Source organism: Alteribacillus sp. JSM 102045 (genome assembly GCF_041949975.1).
Taxonomy (GTDB): Bacteria; Bacillota; Bacilli; order Bacillales; family Marinococcaceae; genus Alteribacillus.
In genome coordinates this window covers 1-21,983 of sequence record NZ_JBHFQG010000013.1, presented here as the reverse complement: position 1 = coordinate 21,983, position 21,983 = coordinate 1, and the positions used below count along the sequence as shown (strand labels likewise).

17 protein-coding genes and 2 pseudogenes are annotated in these 21,983 nt (G+C 39.9%); 2 read left to right on the top strand and 17 right to left on the bottom strand.

Going from position 1 to position 21,983, the window contains the following annotated elements; all coding sequences use genetic code 11:
* Nucleotides 1-451: 451 nt before the first annotated feature.
* From lhgO to ACE1TI_RS10515, 8 genes and pseudogenes are all read right to left on the bottom strand, one after another.
* The gene (lhgO, locus tag ACE1TI_RS10550; RefSeq protein ID WP_375007540.1) at nucleotides 452-1,630 is read right to left on the bottom strand and encodes an L-2-hydroxyglutarate oxidase; all 1,179 of its coding nucleotides are present in this window, start codon (nucleotides 1,628-1,630) and stop codon (nucleotides 452-454) included.
* A gap of 187 nt (nucleotides 1,631-1,817) precedes the next feature.
* Nucleotides 1,818-2,992, bottom strand: a pseudogene (locus tag ACE1TI_RS10545) (aldehyde dehydrogenase family protein).
* 108 nt (nucleotides 2,993-3,100) lie between these two features.
* Complete coding sequence (locus tag ACE1TI_RS10540; RefSeq protein WP_375007539.1) at nucleotides 3,101-3,415, bottom strand: NIPSNAP family protein; 315 nt, start codon at nucleotides 3,413-3,415, stop codon at nucleotides 3,101-3,103.
* A 28-nt stretch (nucleotides 3,416-3,443) separates the two neighbouring features.
* Nucleotides 3,444-4,709, bottom strand: coding sequence for a TRAP transporter large permease (locus ACE1TI_RS10535; RefSeq protein WP_375007538.1), 1,266 nt, complete (start codon nucleotides 4,707-4,709; stop codon nucleotides 3,444-3,446).
* A 3-nt stretch (nucleotides 4,710-4,712) separates the two neighbouring features.
* Nucleotides 4,713-5,246, bottom strand: coding sequence for a TRAP transporter small permease (locus ACE1TI_RS10530; protein ID WP_375007537.1), 534 nt, complete (start codon nucleotides 5,244-5,246; stop codon nucleotides 4,713-4,715).
* Nucleotides 5,247-5,275: 29 nt separating this feature from the next.
* On the bottom strand, nucleotides 5,276-6,337 hold the full coding sequence (locus ACE1TI_RS10525) for a DctP family TRAP transporter solute-binding subunit (RefSeq protein WP_375007536.1): 1,062 nt from the start codon (nucleotides 6,335-6,337) through the stop codon (nucleotides 5,276-5,278).
* A gap of 18 nt (nucleotides 6,338-6,355) precedes the next feature.
* Nucleotides 6,356-7,522 carry an iron-containing alcohol dehydrogenase gene (locus tag ACE1TI_RS10520; RefSeq protein WP_375007535.1) on the bottom strand — a complete coding sequence of 389 codons (1,167 nt, stop codon included), beginning with the start codon at nucleotides 7,520-7,522 and terminating at the stop codon, nucleotides 6,356-6,358.
* Between the two features lie 30 nt (nucleotides 7,523-7,552).
* Nucleotides 7,553-8,263, bottom strand: coding sequence for a FadR/GntR family transcriptional regulator (locus ACE1TI_RS10515; protein WP_375007534.1), 711 nt, complete (start codon nucleotides 8,261-8,263; stop codon nucleotides 7,553-7,555).
* A gap of 199 nt (nucleotides 8,264-8,462) precedes the next feature.
* Between ACE1TI_RS10515 and ACE1TI_RS10510 the strand changes: the two genes are divergently transcribed.
* Nucleotides 8,463-9,398 (top strand): AEC family transporter, encoded by a 936-nt coding sequence (locus tag ACE1TI_RS10510; protein WP_375007533.1) that lies wholly within the window; start codon nucleotides 8,463-8,465, stop codon nucleotides 9,396-9,398.
* A gap of 408 nt (nucleotides 9,399-9,806) precedes the next feature.
* On the opposite strand, the gene ACE1TI_RS10505 is transcribed toward ACE1TI_RS10510, so the two are convergent.
* Nucleotides 9,807-10,892, bottom strand: a complete 1,086-nt coding sequence (locus ACE1TI_RS10505) for a zinc-binding dehydrogenase (RefSeq protein ID WP_375007532.1) — start codon at nucleotides 10,890-10,892, stop codon at nucleotides 9,807-9,809.
* Nucleotides 10,893-11,313: 421 nt separating this feature from the next.
* Here ACE1TI_RS10505 and ACE1TI_RS10500 point away from each other — a divergent pair.
* A pseudogene (locus ACE1TI_RS10500) lies at nucleotides 11,314-12,527 on the top strand (IS110 family RNA-guided transposase).
* A 298-nt stretch (nucleotides 12,528-12,825) separates the two neighbouring features.
* On the opposite strand, the gene ACE1TI_RS10495 reads toward ACE1TI_RS10500, so the two are convergent.
* The 8 genes from ACE1TI_RS10495 to ACE1TI_RS10460 form a co-directional block, all read right to left on the bottom strand.
* Nucleotides 12,826-14,325, bottom strand: coding sequence for an aldehyde dehydrogenase (locus tag ACE1TI_RS10495; RefSeq protein WP_375007531.1), 1,500 nt, complete (start codon nucleotides 14,323-14,325; stop codon nucleotides 12,826-12,828).
* A gap of 89 nt (nucleotides 14,326-14,414) precedes the next feature.
* Entirely contained in the window at nucleotides 14,415-15,734 is a 1,320-nt protein-coding gene (locus ACE1TI_RS10490; protein ID WP_375007530.1) for a TRAP transporter large permease, read from the bottom strand.
* A 59-nt stretch (nucleotides 15,735-15,793) separates the two neighbouring features.
* Nucleotides 15,794-16,351 carry a TRAP transporter small permease gene (locus tag ACE1TI_RS10485; RefSeq protein WP_375007529.1) on the bottom strand — a complete coding sequence of 186 codons (558 nt, stop codon included), beginning with the start codon at nucleotides 16,349-16,351 and terminating at the stop codon, nucleotides 15,794-15,796.
* 260 nt (nucleotides 16,352-16,611) lie between these two features.
* Nucleotides 16,612-17,619, bottom strand: a complete 1,008-nt coding sequence (gene dctP / locus ACE1TI_RS10480; protein WP_375007528.1) for a TRAP transporter substrate-binding protein DctP — start codon at nucleotides 17,617-17,619, stop codon at nucleotides 16,612-16,614.
* Nucleotides 17,620-17,755: 136 nt separating this feature from the next.
* Nucleotides 17,756-18,850 (bottom strand): CaiB/BaiF CoA transferase family protein, encoded by a 1,095-nt coding sequence (locus ACE1TI_RS10475; RefSeq protein WP_375007527.1) that lies wholly within the window; start codon nucleotides 18,848-18,850, stop codon nucleotides 17,756-17,758.
* 26 nt (nucleotides 18,851-18,876) lie between these two features.
* The gene (locus tag ACE1TI_RS10470; RefSeq protein WP_375007526.1) at nucleotides 18,877-20,037 is read right to left on the bottom strand and encodes an acyl-CoA dehydrogenase family protein; all 1,161 of its coding nucleotides are present in this window, start codon (nucleotides 20,035-20,037) and stop codon (nucleotides 18,877-18,879) included.
* Nucleotides 20,038-20,051: 14 nt separating this feature from the next.
* The gene (locus ACE1TI_RS10465; RefSeq protein WP_375007525.1) at nucleotides 20,052-20,834 is read right to left on the bottom strand and encodes an enoyl-CoA hydratase/isomerase family protein; all 783 of its coding nucleotides are present in this window, start codon (nucleotides 20,832-20,834) and stop codon (nucleotides 20,052-20,054) included.
* A 441-nt stretch (nucleotides 20,835-21,275) separates the two neighbouring features.
* The coding region (locus tag ACE1TI_RS10460) for a transposase (protein ID WP_375007524.1) at nucleotides 21,276-21,983 on the bottom strand (708 nt) is incomplete at its 5' end.

Sequence of the window (21,983 nt, the reverse complement as noted above, 5' to 3'; positions counted from 1 at the left end):
GAAAAGCCCCTTTTAAGATTAATAATAAAAATGCCAGCTGAGCTGATTAAATATTGTGCAATTGACCATAAAACAGCCGGTTTAAGGAAGTTGTGGACCATTTCACCAATTAAACTAAACTCTAGATGGATCTTTATCCCAAAAAGAGAATTCCAACTAATTCAAATCTAGCACTGGATAGGCAACTAAAGTTGTTCAAATAGAATGGAAGGATATTGCTTATGTAGTTCGTAATAAAATGCAATGTATTCTTTTATAGCACGCGCCATCCGGTGACTCTATTTAAGATTATTAGTCCATATGCCTGCCCCAAACTAAATTTAGTATCGTTAGCCATTTTTACTTCTGCCTTACTGTAATAACACTTTGTTATGATTAATCGGTCATACCGTTGGAAACCAAATGCGTTTCGTTTGATCATCTTAGTATTTATAAGCCATTTTTTGTTCCTTTATAGGCGTTTCACAATTTCCTTCCCAATTTCTAAAGAAGCCGTAGCTGCTGGAGAAGGAGCATTTAATACGTGCAGACTTTTCTTACCAGGGACAATATAAAAATCATCCACCATCTTCCCATCTACTGATAACGCTTGGGCCCTAACCCCGCGTGGTCCTTTGACAAGATCTTCTTCTTGGACCTCCGGGATTAATTTTTGCAGGCTCTCTACAAATTTCTTTTTGTACACAGAACGAACCATCTCTTCTATGCCTTCTTTAAAATAAGGCTTTGCAAGTTTCCAAAAACCTTTATAAAGCAGGACTTCTGATAAGTCTTTGAGGTTAATATCACTTTTTTTATAGCCTTCACGTTTGAAGCTAAGTACCGCATTAGGACCAACATCCACGTTTCCGTCAATCATTCGAGTAAAATGCACACCTAAGAAAGGAAACTCCGGATTAGGGACTGGATAAATTAAGTTTTGTACTAAGTTTCTTCTATTTTCAATAAGTTTATAGTACTCTCCACGGAAAGGCACAATTTTTACATCTAAATGGTAGCCAGAAAGCGCAGCAATCCGATCGCTTTGCAGTCCGGCACAATTAATTAAGTACCGAGCACGATAACTTCCTTTGGTGGTCTCTACTTCGACTTCATTTGTCTTCTCCGAAATCGCTTTAACTTCTGCTCCGTTTTCAATTTTTCCATTTCTTTGCTCCAGCCGTTCAGCAAGCTTTTTAGACACCGCTGTATAATCAATAATCCCAGCGGACGGAACAAAAATTGCTGATATTCCTTGTACATGCGGTTCTTTTTCCAAGAGCTCAGCCTTACTCAATGTTTCAATATTTAACCCATTTTGGATACCTCGTTGGTAAAGGGTATCAAGAAATGGCAGCTCTTTTTCCTCTGTTGCTACAATTACTTTTCCACAGACGTCCAGGGGCAGGTTGTGTTCTTTGGCGAACTCCCGCATGGATTCATTTCCCTGCTTGGCTAGCCGGGCTTTTAAACTCCCAGGAGTGTAATAAATACCAGAATGAATAACCCCACTATTATGACCGGTTTGATGGGAGGCTACTTTTTCTTCTTTTTCCAATAGAACAATGTTTGCCTCGGGTTTCTGCTGGGTGAGTGCGTGAGCAACAGAGAGGCCAACAATTCCTCCACCAATAATTATATAATCTTCCATAGTTTTCTCTCCTTTAACTCTCTATCTATGACTTGCCTCAAGTATAAAGGGTCCCAAGTGTTTGTACAAAGTCCGTTTGTGGTCTTAGAGTGGTTTCAGCCTTTCCTCTGGGTGAAAAAATCCCTTTTTTCAGATAAACTTTCAGGCCAGCTCGCTGATAAAATGCTGGCCTGAATCTTATTTCTTTTTAAGGAGTAATTGATATGGTTTTAATCGAGGTGAAAAACTCTATTGCAGCTTTTCCTTGCTCCCGAGAGTGAGAACTAGATTGCTTCATTCCGCCAAACGGCGCTTGGGGTTCAGATCCCGTTGTTTCCCCATTTACCTTAACCATTCCAGCATCGATAGCATCGAAAAATGTCATTGAGTGGCCAATGTTTTTTGTAAACAATGCAGCACTTAAACCAAAAGGAGAATTATTGGCTTGCTGGACAGCTTCTCTTAAGTTGGAAGTTCTCATCAGAACAATAACAGGGCCAAAAATTTCTTCTTGGACAATTTTCATATCCTCGTGTCCATTTTTAAACACTGTTGGCTCGATAAAAAAACCATCTTTTTTGTCTCCATTGGTTAAGGCACGCCTGCCATATACCAACTTAGCTCCTTCTTCTTTCCCCTCTTCAATGTAAGATAGCACCGAATCATATTGGGACTTCGATGCCACAGGTCCCATATAAGTAGTTTCCTCCAGCCCATCTCCCACAGTGATTTCTTTTATATGAGCGAGGATTTTTTCTTTTACTTCCTCATAAACCGAATCCTGAATGTAAACTCTACTCGTCGCTGTACATTTTTGACCCGTGTGTTTCATCGCTGCATCCACTGTTAACTTAGCGGCCTGATCGAAATCAGCATCTTCTAGAATAATGGACGGGTTTTTCCCTCCCATTTCGAGTTGGTACTTCATCCCTCTTTCCACTGCTCGAAGCGCAATTCTCTTTCCCGTTTGATTCGACCCGGTAAAAGAAATGCCGTGAACTCCTTCATTTGTAATCAATTCTTCTCCAACAATGGAACCGCTGCCTGTAACAGCATTTAAACCCCAGCTGGCAATCCAGCCTTTTCAAAAGCTTCGATAATTTTCAATCCAGTAATAACTGTTTCCGAAGCTGGTTTGAACACCACAGTATTTCCATATATTAAAGCTGGAGCTATCTTCCACACAGGGATAGCAATCGGAAAGTTCCACGGGGCAATGATACTTACGTTCCCAAGCGGCACCCTTTTGGTATGCAGCAAACTGCTGCTGTCTGCTGAAGGGATCACATCCCCTATTTTCTGCATGCCTTCCGCCGCATAAAATCGTAAGATATTGATACTTCTTTTTACTTCACCTTGCGTTTCCAATAATGTTTTTCCCATTTCCCGGGATGCTGCTTTCTTTCGTTTAATTACTAGCCGATGGCCTCCATTCCCATTGATATAATTATTAAAAAGCTTCGATCTTACCCTTCCTTTCCTAATAATCGGTTATTGAATCGGAGAAAAATTTGCGGGATACATCACTTTCGATTCTTGCTTTTCTAAAATCCCAAAAGCTTTTGGAACAAACTCTTTGATCCATGCTTCATCTTTGTATAGAGCTTCTCGTTTCTCTTTTCTTTCATCTAAGCTAGCATACTCCCATATATGGATAACTTGGTTGAGTTCTCCAATATCGGTGTACCACCAACCAACTAACTTTGCATATTGCGAGATAATTGGCAGGCCAACATTCTCAAAATGGTCTAAATATTCTTTTGTTTTTCCGACTTTGATTGTATACGTACGCATTTCATAAAACATCGTAGTCCCCTCCTTCTAAATAATACATTTATCCAATTAAAATGGTAGAAATCCTTGGCAGTAAAATAAGCAATACCAAATTCATTAATAACACTGTTAAAAACGGCATAACACTCACCACAATTTGATTGAAAGAGACATCTCCTAAGCTTTTGGCCACAAACAAATTAACACCTAAAGGAGGCGTCAGAAGGCCAATGGATAAATTCACCACCATAATCACCCCAAAATGAAGGAGGTTCACATCATATTGGTCTAGTATCGGCAAAAGAATTGGCACCAATAAAATAATAGAAGCATTTAATTCTAAAAAAGTCCCGAGTAATAAAAACATCATCGCTACTACTAGCAAAAACATTACACTGCTTCCTGTAAAGCCACCTGCCATCGTTGAAACTCTTTCTGGTACCTGCTCTGTGGTCATGATCCAATTCATCAAATTTGCTGTAGAAATAATGAATAAAACCATGGCTGATAAGAGTCCTGCTTCATTAAATGTTTGTTTTAAATCGGAAAGTTTTAAGCTTTTGTACACAAACATCGCAATAATCAAACCATAGACACAAGCCACTGCCCCAGATTCTGTTGGAGTAAACAATCCTCCATAAATTCCTCCTAGAATGATCAATGGCATAAGAAGACCCCATAAAGAACGTCTTAAATTGGTAAAGAAAGAAGAAAGAGAACTTCTTTCCCCCCCTCGGTATCCCTTTATTTTGGAAATAACGTAACTGTAAATAATTAACGAAATACCCATCAGCAAACCAGGCAGCACTCCCGCTATAAACAACTCTCCAATACTAACTCCTGCTGTCACTCCATAGGTAATAAAAGGAATACTAGGAGGGATGATTACTCCGGTGGTACCGCTTGCGGCGATTAAAGCTATAGAAAATCTTTTATCATAACCCGCCCGTACCATTGCGGGCACCATAATGGCACCTATGGCTACCACAGTAGCAGGAGCAGACCCAGAGATAGCTGAAAAAAACATGCTAGCCAATACGGCGATAATTGCATACCCGCCAGTAATAGACCCGACTAAACTGGTAGCAAGATCAACCAGCCGTTGGGAAATCCCCCCCTTTTCCATGATTTTTCCTGCTATCATAAATAGCGGGATAGCCATCAGAGAATAAGTATCCAGACCAGTTACTATACGCTGTATTGCCACAAACCCATCAATGTTAAATGCTAACAGTGCGATGGTGGAAGCAAAGGCTACGCTTATGGCTAAAGGCACAGTTAATACTAAAAAAAGAATTAATAGTGCAAATAATATTACTGTCAACACTATTCACCTCCCAACAGAATTGTCTAACTTCATAGCATCGTGAGACTCTATTTCTTCGTGAAAAACAAAGTCACTTACAAACAAAATAAGCAATCGTATGAGCATAAGGAACATACCTACAACAGCGGATAAATAGAACCAATACATGGGAAGCTGCATCGCTGGAGAAACTTGATTAGATCGCATGATATCAACAATATAGGGTACCCCGATCCATAAGAGCGTGAGACAAAAGGCTATGGAGATAATGTAACTAATAGCTCGCATATATCTGTTTATTTTTTCGCTCGCGTAGACGGTTATCACATCTACCGTAATATGGATCCCTTTCTTCATTCCATAGCTTGCCCCAATAAACGTAGCCCAGATAAGTAAATACCTTGGCAGTTCTTCTCCCCAACGAATACCCTCTTGAAAAACATACCGATTCGTTAGTCCAAAAAATACTGTACAGAGCATGAAAAGTAATAATAAAAACAGGACGTTTTCCTCCAGGAAAGTTAATCCTTTATCTACTTTTTTTACTATATTCTCCAAATTTTTCCACCACCTTTACGGGACAAGGATTATTCCTCGTCTACAGTTTTTTCTGCTTTGTCTATAGCTTTAAATAATTCATCCACCAGCTGATCTCCCAACACCGTGCGGTATTCTTTAATCACCGGTCTAGTAGCTTCTTTAAACTCTCTTCTTTCTTCCTCTGTAAGTTCCGTGATCTCTACTCCTGCTGCCTCGATGACGTCCAGACCATTTTCCACTTGTTTTTGATTCAATTCACGCTGCTCGTTACTCCACTGTGCTGCTTCTTCCTGAACAATCCTCTGTAACTCCTCCGGCATTTTTTGAAAATAATTATCATTTATTAAAAGCGCATAGATATTATAAAAATGGCCATCTAACGTGAGATAATCATTAACTTCATAAAACCTCATGCTTTCGATTAAAGAGATGGGATTTTCTTGCCCATCGATGACTCCTTGTTGCAAAGCGCTATATACTTCGGAAAAGGACATAGGGTTTGGTACCGCGCCGAGTTCTTCCACGGTAGCCATATGTGCAGGATTCTCTTGTGTCCTGATGGTCAGACCACTTAAGTCTTCTGGACGCTCAATAGGACGCTGGCTATTTGTAAAATGTCTGACTCCATTCTCTCCCCAGGCCAGCCCACGCACTCCGGTTTCTTCTAATAATTGTTTTAAAATATAATCCCCAAACTCCCCATCCAGCACTTCATGAGCAATCTGTTCATTATCAAAGATAAATGGGAGGTCAAAAATCATCATTTCTTCAAAAAAACCAGGAAAGGGACCACTTGATAGCGCTGCCATTTCTATAGAGCCGTGTTGTACACCTTCAAGTTGTTCTCTTTCTCCTCCCAGCTGACTCGCTGGATAAGTCTCTATCTCGATAGCTCCTTCACTTCGTTCTTCTACCTCCGCTTTAAAGCTTTGGAGGGATTCTTCGAGACGGTCATTCGAAGCTGGCGAAGAGTGGGTCAATTTGATCTGATACGTTTCTTGATTGTCTGCTTGGCTTTCGATCGCCTTGCCTTCTTGTACATCGCCTCCACAAGCAGCAAGCACGACGAACAAGGATAGACCAGTAAAGGCGGTTAATAGCTGTTTCACAGTTTCTTCCTCCCCTAGTTAAAGATTTCCATGGTATGCGCTTTCAATTATAGCCTCCACGTCAGAGGCACGCGTTAAACGAGGATTGGTTAAGATATTACCGCTGTTCATCGAGTCTTTGACAAGTTGAGGCAACTTGTCTAAGTCTACTCCTAACTCTTTCACATTGGATGGGATATCGAGGAGTTGATTTAATTTAACCACCTCTTCTAAAACTTTGTTTGCTGCTTCATCTATAGAGACCCCCGTCACATTCGCCCCTAATGCCTTGGCGATATTTTTCATTTTCTCAGGGCAAGCAGGGATATTATAATGAAGAATAAACGGCAAAATAGTGGCGTTAGCAATACCATGAGGGATATTAAATATACCTCCAAAAGAATGGGATATGGCATGGACATTGCCCAGCCTGGTTTGGGAGAAAGCAAAACCAGCAATCATAGAGGCTTCTAGCATGTTGCTTCTGCTTTCCATGTCATTTCCCACCAAATAAGCTTTAGGTAAATTTTCTTTAATCATTTTTATCGCTTGCAGAGCTAAAGCTTGACTGATTGGGTTAGACTGTTTTGATACATATGACTCAATAGCATGTGTCAAAGCGTCCATACCAGTAGATGCCGTAATAGAAGGTGGACAATTTAACGTTAAGGATGGATCGACAATTGCAAGATCAGGATACAAGTAAGGGCTTACAATTGCAGCTTTAAAAAAAGTTTTTGAATTGGTAATGACTGTAGAAGCAGTAACTTCACTCCCTGTACCGGCTGTCGTTGGAATAGAAATAATAGATAAGGGAGCTTTTTCTACTTTGTCTGATCCTTCATAATCTAGAATATCCCCCTCATTGGTAGCCATGAGCGCAATAGCTTTTGCCGTATCAATACTGCTTCCTCCTCCCACAGCTAGCAGTACGTCTCCCTCTGAGGGTTCAAGGTGGCTCAACCCGCGTTTCACCAATTCATCATTAGGATTGGGTTCTACTTGATCAAACACTTCATAGTCCAGCGCATGCTTTTCCATGGAGGCAAAAATGTCTGCCAAGAGACCAGCTTTGATTATCCCTTCATCGGTAATAATAAAAACCTTCTTTTTCACATAGGGGCTGATTAGTTCTCCTACATTTTTGGATTTGTCTGCTCCAACTTCCAATTTCGTTGGCATATAATAGGTGTAATTACTGTTCATTGCTGCCTACCTCCAATTAATTTACGTTATTCATTCATCCCTGCCAAGCACATCTTTAATAACCATTTCTAAATGGTAATGCATGGCTTGGTGAGCTTTATAGGGCTCTCCGTTTTTTATACTTTCAAAAATATCAATATGCTCCATGATCAATGTTTCGTTTCTACCAGGAAGCTCCATTGAATAAATCCCTGACTGACGAAGTCCTTGGATTATTCGTCCAGATATTAAATCAAGTGATTCAATCATCATCTCGTTCTGACTTGCTTTTACAATTTGGTTATGAAAATTAAAATCTTTTTCTACTTCATGCTGATTGTTTAATAAAATATTCTTTAGATCGTTTAGGGCTGCTTCCAGATGCTGTAATTGAGTATGATTCCTCCTTTTCGCAGCATAATAAGCTGCTTGACTTTCTATTCCTTGTCTTAACTCTAACAGCTTAATCAAATAATCATTTGTCTCTAATTGAAAAATATCGGACAGTTTTTCTAGTAAATATTCTTTTGTGTAAGGAACAAGAAAGACCCCTATGCCTGGTCTAATTTTGACTACTCCTTCTGCTTCCAACACACTAATCGCTTCTCGAATGGAACTTCTCGATACATCAAACAGGTTGGTCAGCTCTCTTTCTGAGGGAAGTTTTTCTCCGGGTTGCAACTCCCCATTTTTCAACGACTCTTTAATCTTATCAATCACTATTTTGTAAACTCTTTGTTTTTTAATAGGGCTTTTTTTCATACTACATCTCTCCTCAGGTAGACCAAAAGTGATTCCCTCTTTTCTTTTAAGTATGTGTGTTATATTATGTAGTCAGGTGGTCAGTCCAGTCAAGAAATTTTTATCATATTTTCTGATTTTTTTAATCTATTTCTTGTATGATATATACTGCTTTTTAAATAAACTCTACGACTTCGTAGTGCGAAAAAGGATGAAGTTTATGGAGACAAGCATGGTTTTTTCTTCTATTAGTATTATGGCAATTATGATTGGCTTAGGAAGCCTGGTAGCTGTAAAAATGGAAATCACTCAGGATATGAAAAAATTACTGATGTTTATTATTTTTAACCTAGCTGTTCCAGCTGTAATATTAAATGGTGTCTTTAACACCGAATTATCACCGCATATTCTTCATCAAGCGGGAGTGATATTTGGTCTCTCTATTGTTTTTCATCTTACAGCTCTTTTACTAACCTGGTGTTTATCTGCGGTTTTTCGCTTTTCCAAAGAGACAGGGAAGAAGCTTACTATATTGGGAGCTCTTGGGAATACTGGGTTTATTGGTATCCCTCTGTGTTACATACTATTTGGGCCGACTGGCGGTTTTTTTGCGGCCATCTTTGATGTAGGGTTAGATGTGGTGTTATTTACTGTCGTGATATGGATGCTGCAAGCAGAAAAAAGTTTTCGATTTACGCAATTAAAGGTTCTTATAAACTTGCCTTTTCTTGCTTTAGTGGTTGGTTTTAGTGCTCTGCTGCTCAACTATGAAGCACCTGGAGCAGTAACGCAATTAACAGAACTGTTATCTGGATTAGCAGCTCCTTTGGCCATGCTCTATATCGGGTTGCTCATCCCTCCTTTATTTCAGAAGCAAGGGGCTATTTTATATTCCCAAATTTGGTTTCCCCTCATCGTTAGGTTGATGATCATTCCTTTGCTTACTCTTTTTGTGTTGTCTTTTCTCCCGATAGATAACATGATTAAGAATGTAGTTATAATTTTATCTGCGATGCCTACTCTCATGCTGGTGGCCATTCTTTTTGCAAAATATACAAACGATGAAGATTCTGCAACCGTCACCACTGTATTATCAACGCTTTTGTCGCTTTCTACCATCCCTTTTGTTTCTTATGTAGCTTCCTGGTGGCTTTAAAAATAGAAAAAGCTCCTCAAAATGTTGCTATACGGAGGAGCTTTTTCTTTTTGCTTCCCAAATGGATCAAACGTGCAGAAAAAGGATAAAAGATAGATGGTCAATTTGATAGTTCCAAAAGGGTTGCTACAAAGAAGGGGCAAAAAGCAAAACGTATTCGGTGACAATTAAACGGTATACATATCAGACAAATGGTTTTCAGGAGAACGAGATGTTTAAGGATAATGAAAAAGAACGCTACAAGATGGAGGCAAAAATAGAGTGGCTTTTTAATTTCTACGGCTACTAAACGATAAGACGGTTTTTCAGTTGCCTCCCTGAACAACGGCAATCTTGCCGAATTTCGTTTCTATTATTCCTCAACTTCTCCAGGTTTCGAAAACCCTCTACTAGCGTTTCAATAGTAGCCTAATCAAATATTATGGACGCCCTGGTGATTTCTCTTTTATATGACTTATTAAGAGCACTTTGAATCTCGTCAAATTTGAAATCTGCGTCTATTAATTTAGTAAACGGATATTTATCAATATTATTGGCTAAAAACTCGAGTGATTTAAATAAATACCAAGGCTGATAGCGATTCACTGGATAAATATTGATAGATTTTCTTGTCAACAAACCGGGATCAAATTCTGTATGCATTCCTATCAAAATATTTCCTATCGATATATATCTTCCGCCAGGCCTAATGTGATGTATGCCTTCACTAAACGCATCCGGGACGCCTGTAACTTCCAAACCTACATCTGCCCCCTGGCCATTTGTTATTTCCTTAATTAAATTACTCCTTTTTTCGACAGTTTCGTAGTCATGTAAGTTGATTAAATGATCCGCCCCAAAAATTCTTGCTTGTTCTAATCGAGACTCAATACTATCAATAATAATGACTCTAGCACCACATTCCTTTGCAATAGTTGATGCATATAAACCTAAACCACCTGCACCTTGGATGACTATTGTTTCATTCAGTTTCAATTGTGCTTTGTCTATTCCATATAGAACCTGTGAAATTGCACAATTTGCACTTGCAGCAACGTCATCAGGAACTACTTCTGGAACCTTATAAAAGAATTGGTTCGGATGTACGTAATAGTGTGTAGAAAAAGCACCATGAAAATGTGGTGGTTCTTCTGGCTGCTTGTTCAGAAATTTATAAGTGTTTTCACACAAGGAAAAATCTCCATTTACACAAGCAGCACAACTTCGACAAGCCTGAAAATATGTTACTGAGACACGATCTCCAACATTAATCGGTTTTCCAGAATGATCTGTTGTTACACCCTCTCCAATTTTTTCAATCTTTCCTACCATTTCATGACCAAGAATTCCATTTTTCTTAACTGGATGATCTCCATGCCAAATATGAAGCTCGGATCCACAAACATTTGTCCTTATAACCTTTAATAACACCGCGCCTTTTTCAGGAGTCGGTAAATCATATTCTTGATACTCTAATTTTTGGGGTTCTACCATAACTGCTACTTGCCCTTTCATAATATTTCCTCCTCGTATATTATACTTAAGCCCTCTTTGAAGTGTATTTCAACTGTTAACTAACAGTGTTTTTCCATGTAGAAAAACAACAATCTATTAGAAAATAGCCTTTTTAACAAAGGTTTTTCTTGGACGTCTCAAGATATTTCTAGATAATGATCTTAGGATCATTTGGGACAATTCTTTTTCCTCCTGTGGCACGACCACATGTTAAGACTGTTTCTCAGTGTACGTGCGGCACTCCCTACTCGCAGGCTGAGTCTCCTGCCCCTCGAACCCGGATGATAATAGACCCGGGGCGGCTTTCGATGCAGGTCGAACTCTGATACACGAGGTTGTTGATCGGCGTTCACACTAGAGATATCTCGAGGCGTCCAAAGAAAGGCCCAGTGATTCTAAAACGAAAGGAGGGTTCCCCCCCATGCGATTTTTTGTAGGCTTAGACGTTAGTTCCTTTGATATGAAAGTGTGTGTGCTCGATCAAGACGGTGCCAGAGTGGATACCTTTTCGGTATCTAATGACCTGACAGGAGCCACGAAGTTGAAACAACGATTGCTTGATTTGACGGCTGATACAGAGGTGGACATTCTAAAGATTGGTCTCGAATCAACGTCTGTGTACAGTTTCCATCCGTCAATGTTCTTACATCATGATAAAGACCTACAAGCTCTAGACGCGAAAGTGTTTGTGATAAATCCTAAACAAATCGCAAACTTTAAGAAAAGAGCTACAGTGATATGAATAAGACGGATGAGATTGATGCGTTTGTGATAGCCGATTATATGCGTTTCGGCCGCAATACCATATCGATCGTCAAAGAAAGTCAGTATGTCGCTCTTCAGCAGCTGCCATCTCATCAAAACGATGACCAAGGAAAAGCAGCACTTCCTGCAGCATCTGAGTTTTAAATGTAATACGTTCTCTCAAGAAGTCGATTCTTCTGTGTTCGGGAATGCGATGATGGAGCTTTTCCTAGAGAAATTCAGCTTAGAAGAATTGGCTCAACTTCCGTTGGAAGAACTTGCAGCATTTCTGCAGGAACACGGGAAGAATCGATTCCCGGATCCGAATGCCGTCGCTGCATCCATTCAACGAGCCGAACGTTCCTCTTATCGATAGGACAAGGTCGTCGAAGATTCACTGGATGTCCTATTAGGCACCTCCATAGAGGTCATTCGCTCTTTCCAACGCCAAGTGAAAGAAATCGATAAAACCATTAAACGGATCATGGACTCACCCAAACGGTGGAATCCATTCCCGGTATCGGTCCGGTCTTCGCTGCCGGTATCATTGCCGAGATCGGTCAAATTGAACGATTTGACGATGAAACGAAAGTGGCGAAATACGCTGGCCTCTATTGGCGGACCCATCAATCCGGCCGGTTTACGGCAGAGGATACTTCTCTGACGCGTCAAGGTAACCAGTACTTACGGTATTACTTAGTTGAAGCCGCCAACTCTGTACGTAGGAAAGTACCGGAATACCAGGCATATTACGTGAAAAAATTCGGAGAAGTACCAAAACATCAACACAAACGAGCTCTCGTTCTAACTGCAAGAAAACTAGTGCGTCCGGTGGATGCGCTACTACGCAATCACCAACTATTTTCGCTAGAGAGGGGCGTGAATATATGACGTGAAGCCGTCATAGCATAACCTCTCGCACCATCCAATAATTACCAATTTATTACTGGTCTAGTTTCTTGCGCTCTTTTTTCGCAAAAATGACCTTTGACATCTTCATTTCTCATTAATCTTTTATTGACATATCACCGCAGGTCTTCAATAAAAATTTCGGGCCTTAATATAACTAACTTATAGCAATACTTTTTACCTTTTCAGTAATTTCTAGCTACATATATTCCCTGGTATTACCACAATTTTTTTCCGTTTTCTTTAATCTTGTTCGAATTCAGGGGACTTCTAAACAAAGTTATGTTCTAATTGAAAAGGGATCACTAATTTCATCGGAGAGTTCTACCCAAACGCTTTTCGTCTGCATATATTCGTAAATAGCATCTAACCCGCTTTCACGGCCTAGTCCACTATTTTTATACCCTCCAAAAGGAGAATTGGACGCAGTAGCTCGGTAGGTATTAATCCAAACTGTTCCGCTTTCTATAGCACGTGCCATCCGATGGCTCTTTTTAAGATTATTAGTCCATATACCTGCTCCCAAACCAAATTCAGTATCGTTAGCCATTTTAACTACTTCTTCCTCACTATCAAATGGAATAACGCTTAGTACTGGCCCAAAGACTTCTTCTTGACAAATTCTCATAGAGTTATTGACCTCGGTTAAAACCGTAGGGTAAAAAAACAATCCCTTAGACAACGCTGGTTCTTTGGGCTGTTCTCCCCCTGCTAATACTTTTGCACCTTCATCAACCGAGATATTTACATATTCTTCTATCTTTTTTAATTGAGTAGGAGTAGCTGACGGCCCCATTTGTGTCTCTGGTTCATTTGGGTCTCCGAGCTTAATACTCTTTGCTCGATCAACAATTCTATTCAAAAATTCATCTGCAATGGACCTTTCAATAAACAACCGAGACCCTGCAATACACGTTTGTCCGCTAGCCGCAAAAATACCAGCAATCACTCCTGCTTCCGCTGCATCCAGATCTGCATCAGCAAAAACAATATTTGGACTTTTGCCTCCCAGCTCTAAAGTGACACCTGCTAAATGTGAAGCAGCATTCGTTGCTACTTTTCGGCCAGTTTCTGTACCACCAGTGAATGCAACTTTATTAGCCAATGGATGCTTAGATAGAACATCGCCCACAGTATGGCCATACCCAGTTACCATATTAAGTGTCCCAGCTGGGAATCCAACCTCATTAAAAATCTTCGCCAACTCCAAGGTTGAAGCGGATGTATATTCCGATGGTTTAAGAACGACTGTATTTCCCGCAGCCAATGCAGGAGCTACTTTCCAGGTAGCAAGCAAAAGTGGTGAATTCCACGGAGTAATACATGCTATAACACCTAAAGGTTCTCGTAGAGTATAATTGAAAACACTCTGTCGATCGAGCGGAATAACGCTCCCTTCGACCTTGTCTGCCAAACCAGCATAATATTCAAACCAAGAAGGGATTGCTTTCAATTGTGCGAGCATTTCTTTATAAAGCTTTCCATTATCTCGAGTCTCAATTTTCGCTAGGTGTTCAGCATTATTTTCAATAGCCTCCGCTAGTTTCCGTAACAACTTTCCACGTTTGGTAGGAGATAGCGCCCTCCATTCTTGTGACTCATAACATTCTCTTGCAGCCTGAAAAGCTTTATCCACATCTTCCTTCCCGCCTCTAGGAATATCTGCCCACACTTCCCCTGAAAATGGATTAATTGATTGAAAGTAGGATTCATCTAATGAATCTACAAACTTACCTCCAATATACATTTGATAACGCTTAATATCATTTTTTTCTTTCATTTTTTCACCTTTCCCTTTCTATGAAATTATTTTCAATTAAAAACATATTTATTTTGTTGTTCATTACTAATCTGAACAAAAAACAATACTTAATTGCTTGGTAGTGAAGGCAGCCAAAGAATAATTTCCGGAAATATTATTAATAAAACTATTGCGCTTACCTTCAAAATAACGATACCTATCACACTTTTATATATTTCTTTCATCGGAACATCTTCAGGTAACACCCCTTTCATGACAAATAATAAAGTTCCAAACGGCGGTGTAATATTACCAAGCCCTAAACAGATAAGCATTAATACACCAAACCAGACAAGATTGTATTCTAACGCTGTCACCATAGGTAAAAACAAAGGTATAGTGATCATCATGATAGAGATAGGATCAATAAAAGTTCCTAGTATAACGACAATAAACAACATCAAAATTATTGTCACGATTGGAAATACATCCATTGACATTATAAGATTTATTAATCCTCTTGTAGCACCAGTATAAGCCAATAATTGACTAAAACCTGCTGCAGCTGCAAGTATCAACAAGATCATTCCACTGACTTTAATTGTCCCTGTTAATGATTTTGCCAAAACAGTTGTATTTAATCTTCCATATAGAAGAGGTAAAATCAATGTCCCCAATGCTCCGACCGCTGCAGATTCTGTAGGTGTAGCAAAACCTGAAAAAATAAGCCCAAGTACCAATATTATTAGAAGTAACATCGGAAAAACGTGAACGAAGAAAGACCGTAAACGTCCCCCCCAACCAGATTTGTTTATTTCATATTGAGGTGCTAATAATGGATTTATTTTCCCTAAAACAAAATAATAAGTTAAAAGTATTATCGAAATTAATAACCCTGGCATAATACATGCTATAAGTAAATCACCTACTGAAATTCTTCCTAGACTACCTAAAAGTACTGCTGTTGCACTTGGTGGAATTATCGCTGCTAAAGATCCAGCAGCTAAAATAGGGCCAACTATCATTTTTAGATGATATCCTCTTTTCTGCATTTCAGGTGTTAATGAAGAACCTAACATTGCGGCGTTAGCAACGGCTGAACCACTTAGTGCTGAAAACATCGTACCGGTAACTATTGTTAAAATACTTAATCGACTTGGTATCCTCCCCATAAGTTTAGAAAATACATCTAATACTTTCATAACTAGCCCTGAATGAAATAATAACTCCCCCATTAAAACAAATAGCGGTATGGGGGTAAGTGCAAAACTTGCAACAGATTCAAAAGCGCTGAATATTAGAGTCTCCATCCCACTTTCAAAACCAATAACTAATGTTGCAATAATAATATTTACCAGTAAAAATGCAAATGCCACTGGCATACCGCTGAAAACAAAAGTTATTAGAAAAAGGAAGAATAGTATTAATACCACCCACCACTCCAACACTTAGCCTCACCTCCGTCACCTTAATTATCTTAAATTTCAATCACACGTTAATTTTCTGACTATTTTTTTGGTATCTCCACCTCCTTATTTAGTTTTTCCTTATCTTTGTCAAATTCATAAAAAATTTCAAGTAAAAATAAAATGAAACGTACCGTTAGAAAGAAAGAGCCAACTGGTATTGGAAGCATCAGGAGATATTCTGGCCATGAAACAGAATCCAGTAATACAGTACCTCTTTGAAAGCTATCTATTGTGATATTCAAGCTATACCAAAAAAAGATAGCCATAGCTATTGTACATAATGTATAAACCAATATATTAAGAAACTTCAGTTTTTTTCTACTTAAAGATGCTACAAAAATATCAATCTTTACATGCCCCCCAATTTGTAAAATCCAGGGCATAGATAAAAACGTTAGGTATACCATTAAAAAGGTTGAAGCTTCCGTTGCCCATAAAACGGAACTGTTAAAAAACTGTCTTCCTATAACCCCATAAGTCATAATGATAACCATTATGAAAACACTAATACATGATAAAACAAGTAAAACAAATTCGCATCTCGATAGAATTTTTTTAATATAGAGTAGCCCTTTATGGGATGTTCGCCCATTCACTAAATATACCCCCTCCTGATTCTAATTTGGTGAGAAAAAAACACCAAAAAATTTATACCAATGTCTTCTCTCATCTCACTTCACTTCTCTCCACATAGAAAACAAATTTTTTTAATACCTAAAAGCAAACTAACATTTTGTCAATATGCCCTAAGATGTCAGTGTAGTTATACATTATCTCCAGTCATCTTAGGGCTATCAAGTAAGCTTTCCATAAACTAATCTAAAAAACCTGCAACGTCCTTTAGTATTTAAACGTTTCATTCCCTAAAGTATTCCGCTAGTGTTTCTGGATCTTCAACTCTTTCACTCAGCCACTCCCATGATGCTTCTAGGCTTGTTTCTAAAAACTCCGTTTCATTAGTTAATTTAATTTCCTCAACTCCGGCTTCTTTTAGAACTTCTTTTTCATCTTCTATAAAGTCATTTGTTTCTTCTTCCGTTTCATAATAGGTTTCGATTGCTGCCGTATATAATACATCTTGAAGATCTCCTGGCAGTTGCTCGAAAGCATCCAAATTCATTAATATAACCCCATCTAATGTGTTAAATGAAGGGGAAACTTGGTATTCCAAAAGTTCTTCCGCGCTTATATCTGTTATTCCGAATTCATTGTAAGCTACCCCGTCAATCATCCCTCTTTCTAATGCGGTGTAAACCTCTCCACTCTCTAAAGATATTGCCTCTGTACCAAATGATTCAAGTGTCGGCACATACGTTGATGTTCCACGAATTCTTAGTCCAGCTAAATCTTCTGCGGATTCGACTTCTTCAGTTAAATATAATCTATATTGTGAAGGAAGTGTCCGTCCTAATATTAAGGCATTCATATCAGCGTGTAATTCGTTTAGGTACTCAAAACTACCTCGTTCTAATTCTTCTTCATAACTCAACTCTGTAAAGTTTGTTACAAGAACCTCAGGAATCAATTCGGCATAATACGAACTATATGTCCAAGAAATATCAATTGCCCCTGATCTAATTGCCTCTCCCTGTTTCATCCCTGAAATTGCCTCTGGACCCCCTATATAGTTTATCTCTATCCTTCCATCACTGTATGACTCTACTTTTTCTTCAAAAATAGGAACACCAGCCATTTGAACTTGAGTTTCATCTAATGAAGTTGCTAGATTTAACGTGTAAACTTCATTGTTATTACCGTCATCTTGTGCACCAGATGATGATGCCGACTCTCCTCCACATCCTGTTACAAATAGTAAAAATGTAAAAGAGTAGATTACTAAGCTCAATACTTTTTTAACACTCATTAATTTCAACCCCTTCCAACGATTTTATCCTTGGGTCCAATAATAAAGCGCTTTAATTTATGCACATTATAATACTCTCATATTTCAGACTCTTCTAACAGTTGTTTAATTATTTAATTTTTATTATCACTCATTATTACAAAGGGGGGAAACGCAAGGGCGGCCTTTCATCATCAATTTTCAATGGTAATCCAATAGATTTAAAACCATCAATAGCAGGATGGGCGATCTTCTGAACTATTCCACTTGCTTTCAGCTGGGGCTCCTTATCCATAGCAACTGCATCAAGAACCGGAGCCACAGGAATGCCTTTACTTCTCAAAAGCTGTAGCCAATGCTCTGTTGTATGCTGGGCCGTAATCGCGCTGATTTCATTGCTCAATACTTCACGGTTTTCTACTCTTAACGCATTTGTTTTATATCTTTCCTCATGAAGCCATTCTTGTTTATTTAGAATTTCACAAAGTTGTTCAAATAGTTTGTCATTTCCGGCCGCAATGACAACCCATCCATCGTTAGCCGGAAAAGCTTCATAAGGGGAGATCATTGCATTCCCTGATCCCCAAGATGTTGGGGCTTCTCCTGAAGACCAGTAAGCCGCCATATGATAGGACATCCAAGCAACTGCAGATTCGTATAGAGAACTTGTTACTCTTCTTCCTTGATTATCATTTGTTTGCATAAGAAGCGCATTCAGCACGCCAATAGATAACCACATACCCGTAGACATATCGATAATAGAGGTCCCTACTCTCACAGGAGGCTGCCCTTGATGCCCTGTCACACTCATTATCCCAGCCATTGCTTGCATGAGGGGATCATAACCAGGTTCACTGCTCTTCGGTCCTTCATTACCAAATGCTGTGACCTCCCCATAAATAATACGGTGATTATGTTTTTTCACGCTTTCATAATCTAAACCTAGTTTTTTTAATGAAGCGGGACGATTGCTTACTAGAACAACCTCCGCTTCCTGAATCTTTTTGTACACCTCTTGCAAGCCTTGCTTTGTTTTCATATCAATCATGATGGTCGTTTTATTCCTGTTCAGGGAGAGATATGTGGGGGTATATCCTCCCCAAAAAGGAGGTCCCCAGGCACGGGTTGGATCTCCCTTTGGCGGTTCCACTTTTGTAACTTCTGCTCCAAATTCCCCCAATATCATAGAGGCATACGGGCCTGCTACATTTTGTGTTAAATCCAGTACTTTAATTCCTTCTAATGGCCACATTTACGAGTCTCCCTTCTTTTCATAGCTCAATACGAACGGGGCAGCCCTAGTACATGCTGACCAACAAAGCTTAAAACGAGGTTATTAGCAACCGGTGCTACGAGAGGAAGCCTGGCTTCTCGGAATTTTCTTTCAATGTTATATTCTGATGCAAGTCCGTATCCGCCGTACGTTGTCATGGCAGCATTTGCTGCTTTCCAGGACGCTTCGGATGCTAAATATTTGGCCATGTTCGCTTCTGCCCCGCATTTCTCTCCAACCGAAAATAAGTAAGCTGCCTGGTTTCTCATGAGCGTTGCCGCCTCTATCTCCATGTAAGCTTGGGAAATAGGGAACTGAACCCCTTGGTTTTGACCAATCGGACGGTTAAAAACAACCCTGGTATTCGCATATTCTACGGACTTATCAACAAAATACTTTCCATCTCCTAAACATTCGGAGGCGATGAGAATCCGTTCTGCGTTAACGCCGCTAAGGAGATATTTAAACCCTTTCCCTTCTTCACCAATTAGATTTTCTTCCGGTATTTCTGCGTCTTCAAAAAAGATTTCATTCGTTTCATGATTAATCATAGTTTCAATCGGTTGAACATTGATCTTACCCGCATGGTTTCGAAGATCCATAATAAACAAACTGATTCCATCTGTTTTTCTACTGACCTGATCTTTTGGGGTCGTTCTGGCTAGCAGCATAATTAGATCAGAATGCTGCACGCGCGAGATCCATATTTTTTGACCGTTTACGAGATATCTGTCCCCTTTTTTGACTGCATTTGTTGTTATATTCGTTGTATCTGATCCTGCTGTTGGTTCGGTAATTCCGAAAGCCTGCAACCTCAGTTTCCCTGATGCTATGTCAGGAAGCCAGCGCTGCTTTTGTTCTTCACTCCCATGATTTAAAAGTGCACCCATTGTATACATTTGGGCGTGCCCTGCCGCCGCATTACAGCCATTTCGATTCAGTTCTTCAAGAATAATCCCCGCTTCAAGAATACCAAGGCCCGAACCGCCATATTCTTCAGGAATCAACACAGAGAGCCAGCCATCTTTAGTCAGTGCTTCGATAAACTCTTCTGGATAAGCCTCCTTTTTATCAAGTTGCTGCCAGTAGGTCTCAGGAAAGTTCTTGCAAAGAGAGTGAATACTTTGACGAATCATTTTAATATCTTCGGTTTGTGCAGTAATCATTATAAACCACTCCTTTACATGATATCTTGAAATTGAGGCTTTCTTTTTTCGTTAAAAGCCTGAACCCCTTCTTGACGATCGGGGTGTGAAACCGTGCGATTATAGCATTCCAAGGCAAACTCTATCCCTTCTTCTAATGGCATATCCACTCCTCTGGTGAATGCCTTTTTTGCCATTCGAACAGCTATCGGTGAATTATCAGAAATGAGGCGCGCCGTTTCTAGTGCTGCTCGCAGCACCTGATCAGGCGGGAGGGCATCGTTTACCATTCCGAGTTGCAAGGCTTCGTCTACTTGGATTGCTTCCCCTGTCAAAAGCATTTTCATGGCATGGACGCGCGGAAGGAATCTGCCCACAGTTTGAGTTCCTCCCACTCCTGGGATAATCCCTCTTGTTACCTCCGGCAGGCCAAAGAGGGCACGATCGGAAGCATAAATTAAAGAACCACTCATTGCCAACTCACAACCACCACCGAGGGCAAAGCCATTAACTGCTGTAATGACAGGTTTTTTTGATTGCCTGATTCGTTGAAAAAGTTCTTGAAACATTAGATGCTGCTTCAACCATTGTTCATCTGTCATATGGTTACGCTCTTTTAAATCACCGCCTACACAAAAAGCGCGATCCCCCTCTGCCGTTATTACGATAACCCGTGTTTTTTTATCTTCAGCCACTTCTTTTAACGCTGTAATCATTTCTAATCCGAGTTCTGTATTTAGTGCATTTAAAACTTCTGGCCGGTTTAAAGTTAATACAGCAATTTTTTCATTTTCGACATGATCTAATTTTAAAACCATTAAATCTCCTCCCTCCCTCTTTGTAATTAATTATTCTTTCATATACTCTTGTTTTCTTGGAATTTCTCACCTATCGATTTCAATAGATTTATGTCTTCCCACTCACTGAATACAGATACTGTTTATGAATACAAATTATTCCAATGGGGATACCGTCCAATTATTCCAAAAGGGCGTGTTTGGAAAAAATTGTATGACCGTGCGTCTATATCACCCACTTGGCACATGGTCGCTAACCCTCCCATATATCACTGGATGGTGGCTCACTTTTAAGTTACTATATACACATTCCCTCGTCCGGCGTATCCATGTGGTGGGGGGGCGGCTAAGCTCCCTTGCTGGGTCTAAGCCCGAATGGAAAAAATGAACGCCGCCTCGGCACTATTGGTATTTATATAAGTAAGAAGACAAGATAAACAAGGTGTAAAATGAGCGTTTTCGCTATACGGCTTTCGCCTGAGCTCGATGTCGATCTCGCAGGAGCTTCTCTCCATCAAAGTCACATTCTCGCTGACCGATCACAAACAATACTTTGAGAAGTTTTCCACACAGGGCTACCAGAGACTGTGTCTTTTTCAACGGGCGGTCAGAACGTTGGGTCAGCTCGTCATGAAGGGCGCGGAACGTGTCATTGTGAGCAACGAGGGGACGAATCGCTAAAAATAAAATACGGCGTAATCGTCTTCGTCCTCGTTTACTAATGGTTGTTTGGCCCTTGTGTAAACCTGAGCTGTTCTCTTTTAAGTCTAGACCGGCCAGGCTGATCAGCTGTTTTGGATGACGGTACTGATGAATGTCCCCTATTTCGGCAAAGAAGGCTGCAATCGTCATCTCACTAAGTCCTTTGATATCCCTCCTTTGTTCGGCGCCAGGGAGATTGTCGACTTGTTCGGACAGTTGCGATTCCAAATTTTCTATCTGTCGGGAATTGAGGTCATACTGTTCTAGTAACGCCTTCAGTTCCTGCCTGGCAAATGCCAATCCAACTCTGATGCCGATACTGCGTTCTGCAGATTTATGGGGCTTTTTGGCCCGTTTCAGGCCTTCCGGTCTTTTGGAGTACTGTTTCCATTCCTCGACGATCGTTTCCGGTGTCATCCGGACAATGTCCTGTGGAAGAGGAAACCTCCGTAAAGTAGAAAGAGCCGT

Coding starts and splice junctions, on each gene's coding strand:
- lhgO (WP_375007540.1), bottom strand. CDS start 1,630: ATGGAAGATTATATAATTATTGGTGGAGGAATTGTTGGCCTCTCTGTT.
- ACE1TI_RS10540 (WP_375007539.1), bottom strand. CDS start 3,415: ATGTTTTATGAAATGCGTACGTATACAATCAAAGTCGGAAAAACAAAA.
- ACE1TI_RS10520 (WP_375007535.1), bottom strand. CDS start 7,522: ATGAACAGTAATTACACCTATTATATGCCAACGAAATTGGAAGTTGGA.
- ACE1TI_RS10515 (WP_375007534.1), bottom strand. CDS start 8,263: ATGAAAAAAAGCCCTATTAAAAAACAAAGAGTTTACAAAATAGTGATT.
- ACE1TI_RS10510 (WP_375007533.1), top strand. CDS start 8,463: ATGGAGACAAGCATGGTTTTTTCTTCTATTAGTATTATGGCAATTATG.
- ACE1TI_RS10505 (WP_375007532.1), bottom strand. CDS start 10,892: ATGAAAGGGCAAGTAGCAGTTATGGTAGAACCCCAAAAATTAGAGTAT.
- ACE1TI_RS10495 (WP_375007531.1), bottom strand. CDS start 14,325: ATGAAAGAAAAAAATGATATTAAGCGTTATCAAATGTATATTGGAGGT.
- dctP (WP_375007528.1), bottom strand. CDS start 17,619: ATGAGTGTTAAAAAAGTATTGAGCTTAGTAATCTACTCTTTTACATTT.
- ACE1TI_RS10475 (WP_375007527.1), bottom strand. CDS start 18,850: ATGTGGCCATTAGAAGGAATTAAAGTACTGGATTTAACACAAAATGTA.
- ACE1TI_RS10470 (WP_375007526.1), bottom strand. CDS start 20,037: ATGATTACTGCACAAACCGAAGATATTAAAATGATTCGTCAAAGTATT.
- ACE1TI_RS10465 (WP_375007525.1), bottom strand. CDS start 20,834: ATGGTTTTAAAATTAGATCATGTCGAAAATGAAAAAATTGCTGTATTA.